At 29.4% G+C, this 7,734-nt stretch carries 8 protein-coding genes and 2 tRNA genes; 9 read left to right on the top strand and 1 reads right to left on the bottom strand.

All coding sequences use genetic code 11. The features are described 5' to 3' along the window. The first annotated feature begins 11 nt into the window (after positions 1-11). Both L21TH_RS06160 and L21TH_RS06165 read left to right on the top strand, forming a co-directional pair. A tRNA-Ile gene (locus tag L21TH_RS06160) sits at positions 12-88 on the top strand. A 9-nt stretch (positions 89-97) separates the two neighbouring features. Next, positions 98-173 (top strand) — tRNA-Phe (locus tag L21TH_RS06165). Positions 174-290: 117 nt separating this feature from the next. Here the strand turns inward: L21TH_RS06165 and L21TH_RS13765 are convergent. Beyond that, on the bottom strand, positions 291-1,301 hold the full coding sequence (locus L21TH_RS13765; RefSeq protein ID WP_006311962.1) for a ribonuclease H-like domain-containing protein: 1,011 nt from the start codon (positions 1,299-1,301) through the stop codon (positions 291-293). Between the two features lie 232 nt (positions 1,302-1,533). On the opposite strand from L21TH_RS13765, the gene L21TH_RS06175 reads away from it, so the two are divergent. The 7 genes from L21TH_RS06175 to L21TH_RS06205 all read left to right on the top strand — a co-directional run bounded on the left by L21TH_RS06175 (position 1,534) and on the right by L21TH_RS06205 (position 7,640). Beyond that, complete coding sequence (locus tag L21TH_RS06175) at positions 1,534-1,827, top strand: hypothetical protein (RefSeq protein ID WP_006311963.1); 294 nt, start codon at positions 1,534-1,536, stop codon at positions 1,825-1,827. A gap of 160 nt (positions 1,828-1,987) precedes the next feature. Continuing rightward, positions 1,988-2,779, top strand: coding sequence for an ECF transporter S component (locus L21TH_RS13770; RefSeq protein ID WP_006311964.1), 792 nt, complete (start codon positions 1,988-1,990; stop codon positions 2,777-2,779). A 97-nt stretch (positions 2,780-2,876) separates the two neighbouring features. Then, entirely contained in the window at positions 2,877-3,611 is a 735-nt protein-coding gene (locus L21TH_RS06185; RefSeq protein ID WP_006311965.1) for an MBL fold metallo-hydrolase, read from the top strand. A gap of 332 nt (positions 3,612-3,943) precedes the next feature. Further along, the gene (gene arcA, locus L21TH_RS06190; protein WP_006311966.1) at positions 3,944-5,191 is read left to right on the top strand and encodes an arginine deiminase; all 1,248 of its coding nucleotides are present in this window, start codon (positions 3,944-3,946) and stop codon (positions 5,189-5,191) included. 25 nt (positions 5,192-5,216) lie between these two features. Beyond that, positions 5,217-6,209, top strand: coding sequence for an ornithine carbamoyltransferase (gene argF / locus L21TH_RS06195; RefSeq protein ID WP_006311967.1), 993 nt, complete (start codon positions 5,217-5,219; stop codon positions 6,207-6,209). 32 nt (positions 6,210-6,241) lie between these two features. Continuing rightward, positions 6,242-7,183 carry a carbamate kinase gene (gene arcC / locus L21TH_RS06200; RefSeq protein ID WP_006311968.1) on the top strand — a complete coding sequence of 314 codons (942 nt, stop codon included), beginning with the start codon at positions 6,242-6,244 and terminating at the stop codon, positions 7,181-7,183. A gap of 136 nt (positions 7,184-7,319) precedes the next feature. Next, complete coding sequence (locus L21TH_RS06205) at positions 7,320-7,640, top strand: PadR family transcriptional regulator (protein WP_006311969.1); 321 nt, start codon at positions 7,320-7,322, stop codon at positions 7,638-7,640. Positions 7,641-7,734: the final 94 nt, after the last annotated feature.

The following is a 7,734-nucleotide window of genomic DNA, read 5'->3' on the forward strand; positions in this document are numbered from 1 at the left end:
GCCAGTATCGAGGGCCCTTAGCTCAGTTGGTTAGAGCGTCCGGCTCATAACCGGCAGGTCCGGGGTTCGAGTCCCTGAGGGCCCACCACTACAACATGCCCAGATAGCTCAGTCGGTAGAGCAGGGGACTGAAAATCCCCGTGTCGGCAGTTCGATTCTGTCTCTGGGCACCAATAAAAAAGCTCTTATCACTGTCACAGTGATAAGAGCTTTTTTATTGTTTAGAGAAGTATATTTATATAGATGGAAATAGGACAGATTATATTTATCAGCTTTAGTCAGTTTGTTACCTAAATAATAGAAAAAATATTTTTTATTATTTCTTTTAGTAAAGGCTCAAAATTTTTTTTAATTAATTTCTTATTTTCCTTAATTAGGATTATGTTTTCGGGAACTCTATATTGAGTCTTATCTACAGTCTTAATATTCAAAGTACATTCATTTTTATCAAAGTAAATACACTTTTTCTTGTTTGATAACATTCCTTCATATACCTGCAAATTCAACTTGAAGTTACCAGTAGAGCATTTCCAACCAAAATTGTAGTTCTCACCATAATAAATTTGGTCAGGTATGTTCAATATTGAGGACTTACCTAATATAGTAAGGATATCACCATTGATATTCAAACTATTAAGGTCAAATTTTATATTAATATTATGTCCTTTCAAATTTGTGTTAATGTTAATTGTAGCTAGATTATTTATTACATCATAAATACTTAGTAATTTACTTAAATAGTAAATATCGTCGTAATTATGCTTCAGAATCACTTTTTTTATATTTAAATCTTTTTGTTTAATATATGAGTAATATAATTTTATACTTTCTTTACCTGAAATTTTATCTTCTCTATTAATTCCTAAAGTTTTCTCTACAGTTTTAAGTTTGCAGTTCGGTAACTCTAATAAATCTTTATGTTTTCTTACTACTTTTAAAATATCTAAAGTGGTTTCTGAATTAATATTATAATCTATACTATTGTGATTTAGTCGAAAATTAATAAAAGGTATATCAAATGTATCACCATTATAAGTAATAAAATAATTGAATTTAGATGCTACTTTTTTAAAGGATTCTAAAAGCTTCTTCTCTTCCTTGATATGGTCAGCAAAGAATTGCATGATATTTATTTGAGAGTTTTCTTCATAGAGAAGTCCTATGAGGATTATTGGATTATTTTTTTTATTTAATCCTGTTGTTTCAATATCTAGAATGCAGAAGTTTTTATTATCCAATATTTTTTTTAGAAAAGATGAAATATAAATTTTTTCTGGTATTCTGTCATGTATTACTTCCATATCTTTTCCTCCTTAGTTGTAAACTTATATCATAATTATAACAAAACAAGTAAATAAAGAAGCATTTTATTTTTAATAGTAGCTAAAATATATATTATTTATTTGACAATATTAAATAGTAACATCAAAAAAAAGAATGAGTAAAATGTAGTAGGTAGCTTATCAAAAAGAATAAGTAACAAGTTTATAAAAAATATGAGGATTTTTTATTCGATGAAAGGGGGATAATATTTTGCAATTTCAAGTATATGATATATATGTTGTACCTCTAATAATATTTTTAACAAAAGTAATCATAAGTATAGGGATTCCTAAAAAGTTCAGTCCATTGATAAGTGTAGTGTTAGGTATAGTTGTTGGGATTTTTTATTTTTCTCCAGATGATATTTTGAAAGGAATTTTATTAGGAGTATTCTTAGCTGCATCATCAGTTGGATTTTATAGCGGTTCCAAAAATGTTTATCAAGAGATGAGTAATAGAATGAAACATCATAAAGAAAGTACACGTGATAAAGAGGATAAATAATTCCTCTTTATCATTCGAATGTAACGATACAATACGGTGATGTATGTATAAATAATGTACTTAAATCAAAATTAATGAGAGAATTATACTTTTTATATAGATACAATTATGATATAATACATTTAACAATAAATACAATACATAAAAAGGGGAGGAGAAAATGAGATTAAATACTAAGAAGCTTACATATGGTGGCTTAATGACAGCATTAGTATTTGTGGCTACTGCTTTTGTACCTCAAATTCCTATTCCATTTACACAAGGCTATGTACATCTAGGGGATAGTATGGTTTTTGTTGCGGCTATACTATTAGGATGGCAATATGGTGCAATAGCTGGGGGCTTAGGTTCTGCACTAGCTGATTTATATTTAGGGTTTTATATTTGGATACTACCAACATTAATAATTAAGGCTTTAATGGGAGCTATCGTTGGTTTTATGGGTAAAACTTATAGAGAAAAAAAACTAAAGGCTATAAAAAATGTAATAAATGTAGTAATTGGTGGGGGCTGGATTATAACAGGTGTCTATATGAAAAATCTTTTAAATGTACGTCTAAGAGAAATAGAGAACTCAGAACTTGCTATGAAATTAGTGAATGAATTTGAGCAAATTAAAAACTTACAGGATTTAAGTAATTTGATTGATTATGTACAGTCATTTCTGTTAGCAGCAATTGTTATTATTCCTTTAGTTGTAGTTATGATAAGTATATTATTTAGATACAAGGATAAAGAAGTATTTGGACTGAGTAATTTAGTTGGAATGGCTACAGCAGGTATTTGGATGGTCATAGGGTATTATTTTGCTGGATCTTTAATTACAGGAAGCTTAATAGTTCCTATATTTAGTGTACCCTTTAACATATTACAGTTTGTTGTAGGTGTAGTTATTGCTTTTCCAATTAGTATAGCTATTAAAAGGACAAGATATTTAGATAATATTCAATAAAAGCCTTAGACTTTACAGTCTGAGGCTTTTTAATTATACTTATTAAATAAGAAAGTTTTTCTTAGTCTTGGGAAAGATAATGTTAAGGAGGTAGAATATGAAGTTAACAGTCTTAGGTAATAATGGTCCATATCCTAAAGCAGGAGGAGCTTGTTCCGGATATTTAGTAGAAAGTAGTAATACAAAAATACTACTTGATTGTGGTAATGGAATATTAGCAAGATTACAAAAAATATGTAATATATATGATATTGATGCTATAATTTTATCTCATCTTCATAGTGACCATATAAGTGATATTATGGTGTTGAAATATGCTATTGGAATTAATAAAGTGAGAAAAAACTTAGATTTGTCAATACCGCTTTATACAGCAACCGATGACCAAAACATAATAAATAAGCTAAATTATAATGAGGCATTTAAAATCGAACCAATTGAAGATGAAAGCAAGATAAGAATTAAAAACCTAGATATAGAATTTAAAAGAATGAAACATCCTGTAGAAGCTTATGGTATAAAAATAAATGATGGTAATAAGTCATTTGTATATTCAGGAGATACTTCATATCACGATGAGTTAATTGAATTTGTAAAAGATGCTGATTTTTTCTTATGTGAAGCAGGAATTTTAGAAAAAGACAAGACAGAAGATTCACCACATCTATCACCTAAAGAAGCGGGAGATGTTGCAGAAAAAGCAAATGTAAAGAGACTAGTTTTAACACATTTTTGGCCTGAGTATAGATTAGATAAGATAATGAATGAAGCTAAAGAAACTTATGATGGAATATTAGAACTTAGCGAGGAAATGAAAACTTATTACATATAATAATTGTAATTTCACTATCGACCTGAGTACTACTCAGGTCTTTTAAATTAGAAATATAATTTCAAATTTTTAATAAAGTTTATTTATTTTGTTATTTGAATAAATATAAGGAATATAAAATGATTTTTTTGTAGCATTTTATTAAAACCCAATATATTGGTAATTATATAATGAAGGATTTACAACAGAATAAATAATTATACACAAAATGTATATATAAAAAAGAAAATAGCTTGACAAATATATCGAATCACAAATATAATCAGAATTGAAAGAAAATTTAAAAATATCACAAAAAAACATTGGGCAATTACACAAAAGGGGGGAGTGATTTGGACAATAGTCATAGGGCGTTAAATGTTTCATCGGAAATAGGCAAACTAAAAACTGTATTGTTACATAGGCCAGGAAAAGAGCTAGAAAATTTAATGCCAGATTATTTGGATAGACTATTATTTGACGATATACCTTATTTAAAAATAGCTCAAGAAGAGCATGATAAGTTTGCCAAAATTCTTAAAGAAAATGGAGTAGAAGTAGTATATTTAGAAGAACTTGCTGCTGAAGCTATAGAAGATGAATCAGTAAGGGAAAGGTTTGTAGAAGAATTTTTAAATGAAGCTAACGTGTTAGGAGAAGGTAAAAGGAGAAGTTTAAAGGAATATTTTAAACAATTTAATAGCAGACAATTAATAGACAAGGTTATGCAAGGAGTAAGAAAAACAGAATTACCAAGATATAAACCAAAGACATTAACTGATATGGTTGACGATAATTATCCTTTTTTAGTAGACCCGATGCCAAACTTATATTTTACAAGGGATCCATTTGCAACTATAGGAACAGGGATTACTTTAAATCACATGAAAACTGAAACTAGGAATAGGGAAACTATATTTGCCAAGTACATATTTGAGAATCATCCTAGATTTAAAGGTGAATATATACCAATATGGTTTAACAGAGACGAAAAAACTTCACTTGAAGGTGGAGATGAATTAATTTTAAATAAAAAAACGATTGCTATTGGAATTTCAGAAAGAACAGAAGCAGCATCAATAGAAAAGTTTGCTAAAAACATATTAAATAGTGGACAAACGTTTGAGCAAATTTTAGCATTTGATATTCCTAAAAAAAGAGCGTTTATGCACTTAGATACAGTGTTTACTATGGTTGACTATGATAAATTTACAATTCATCCACAAATAGAAGGACCTTTAACTGTGTATTCTATAACTAAAAGTAAAGAAAAAGAGGATGAATTAAAGATAGTTAAAGAAGAAGCATCTTTAGAGGATATCTTAAAAAAATATTTAGGACTTGAAAAAGTAACATTAATTAGATGTGCTAATGGAAATAATATTGATGCCGCTAGAGAACAGTGGAATGATGGTTCAAATACTCTAGCGATTGCACCTGGAGAAGTAATAGTGTATTCAAGAAATTATGTTACCAATAAAATCCTTGAAGAAAACGGTATCAAGATACATGTGATGCCAAGTTCAGAGTTATCTAGAGGACGTGGAGGTCCTAGATGTATGAGTATGCCTTTAATTAGGGAAGATATTAAAAATAATTAAACAAAATATAAAAGGAGGAATAACAATGGCATTTAACTTAAAGGGAAGAAGTTTATTAACATTAAAAGATTTTACACCAAAGGAGATTGAATATCTTATTGATTTAGCAGCAGAGTTAAAAAGCTTAAAATATGCTGGAATAAGACCCAAAAATTTAGAGGGAAAAAATATAGCTTTAATATTTGAAAAGCCATCAACAAGAACTAGATGTGCATTTGTAACTGCAGCAGTAGATGAAGGGGCACATCCTGAATATTTAGGTAAAGGTGATATACAGTTAGGTAAAAAAGAAACAGTTGCAGATACAGCTAGAGTATTAGGAAGAATGTTTGATGGTATTCAATTTAGAGGATTTAAGCATGAAACAGTAGAGGAACTTGCAAAGTATTCAGGTGTTCCAGTATGGAATGGTTTAACTGATAAGTTTCATCCAACACAAATATTAGCTGATTTATTAACAATAAAAGAGCATAAAGGATACTTAAAAGGAATTAAGTTTGCTTATGTAGGTGATGGTAGAAATAACATGGCTAATTCATTAATGATAGGTGCAGCTAAAATGGGTATGGACTTTAGAATTGTATCACCTAAAGAGTTATTCCCAGAAGAGGAATTAGTACAAGAAGCTAATGAAATAGCTAAAGAAACAAAAGCAAAAATTACATTAACTGATTCAGTAGACGAAGGTGTAGGTAGAGTTGATGTAATCTATACTGATGTTTGGGTATCAATGGGAGAAGAAGAGCAATTTGAAGAAAGAATAAGATTGTTAAGTCCATATCAAGTAAATATGGATATGATTAAAAAAGCAGATGATGAAGTAATATTTATGCATTGCTTACCATCTTTCCACAATAGAGATACTATAGTTGGTGAAGAAATTTATCAAAAACACGGTATAGCAGAAATGGAAGTTACAGATGAAGTATTTGAAAGCAAATATTCAGTAGTATTTGATGAAGCAGAAAATAGAATGCACACTATTAAAGCTGTTATGGTTGCTACTTTAGGTAAGTAATTATATTATGATTGACATAGGAGGAGTGGAGAATGGAAAAGATTGTAGTAGCATTAGGAGGTAATGCATTACAAGAGGCAGGGCAGCCTGCAACTGCTGAATCTCAATTAAAAGTGGTAAAAAAGACTTCAAAATATATTAGTAATCTTATAGAAGATGGGTACAAAATTATAATAGCACATGGAAATGGGCCACAGGTAGGACGTATAGTATTACAAAATGAAGCTGCTGATAATATTACACCTGCAATGCCTTTTGATGTTTGTGGAGCTATGAGTCAAGGTATGATAGGATATCATATTCAGCAAGCATTAGGAGAAGAATTAAAGGCAAAGGGAAATAATAAATCAGTAGTTACTTTAGTAACTCAAGTAGTAGTGGACAAAAATGATTCTGCATTTGATAATCCTACAAAACCAATAGGTCCTTTTTATACAAAGGAAGAGGCAGATAGGATCAAAGAAGAAAAAGGATACGATATTGTAGAAGATTCAGGACGTGGCTACAGAAGAGTAGTGCCTTCTCCTGACCCTAAAAGAATAGTAGAACTTGAAGCAGTTAAGAACCTAGTTGATGCTGGATTTGTAGTTATAACAGTAGGTGGAGGGGGAGTTCCAGTAGTTGAAAATGAAAATGGAGAATTAGAAGGAGTTGCTGCAGTAATAGATAAAGATTTAGCCTCTGAAAGATTAGCAGAAGATTTAGATGCTGATACTTTATTGATATTAACTGCAGTTGAGAAGGTATCATTAAATTTTGGAAAGCCAAATCAGAAGGATATTGACAAAATGACAGTTGAAGAGGCTAAACAATATATAGAAGAAGGTCATTTTGCACCTGGAAGTATGCTTCCTAAAGTAAAAGCAGCTATAAGATTTGCTGAATCAAAAGAAGGAAGAAAAGCTATTATAGCTTCATTAGACAAAGCAAGGAAAGCATTAAAAGGTGAAAGTGGAACAGTTATTACTAAATAATATGAAAGAAATTAAAGCGAAGATTCTAAAAAGAGTCTTCGCTTTATCTTTGCATTTTTTTACTATATAAACATAAATAAATAGTAAGGTATAGTTTTTTTGTATATAAAATTAGAAGAAAGGGGCTAATTTATAATTGAGCAATTTAAGTAAGCAATTACAGGAAATGGTGTTAAAAGTAATTATACTAAAACTCTTGAATGTAAATGATATGTACGGATATGAATTAAATAAAACAATAAATGAGAAGTCAAAGGGTTATTTTAAAATGAAGGAAGAAACATTATATCCTATACTTTATGATATGGAAAACAAGAAATTAATAGAGAGCTATTGGTCTAAGATAAATTTTCCTAGAAAATATTATAGGATTACAAAAGATGGACAAAAGTTCTTAGAACAACAATTAAAGGAGTTAAGAGCTTTTAAAGAAGGAATTACAAGGGTTTTAAATTGAAAGTATACATTTAATGTAAAAAAAGTTTTTAGTTTTAGAGTAAAATTTAAGTAGGCAAAACTATCAAAAAAATATTAAAGATGCCCGAAGGCAT

Source organism: Caldisalinibacter kiritimatiensis, assembly GCF_000387765.1.
GTDB classification, from domain to species: Bacteria; Bacillota; Clostridia; order Tissierellales; family Caldisalinibacteraceae; genus Caldisalinibacter; species Caldisalinibacter kiritimatiensis.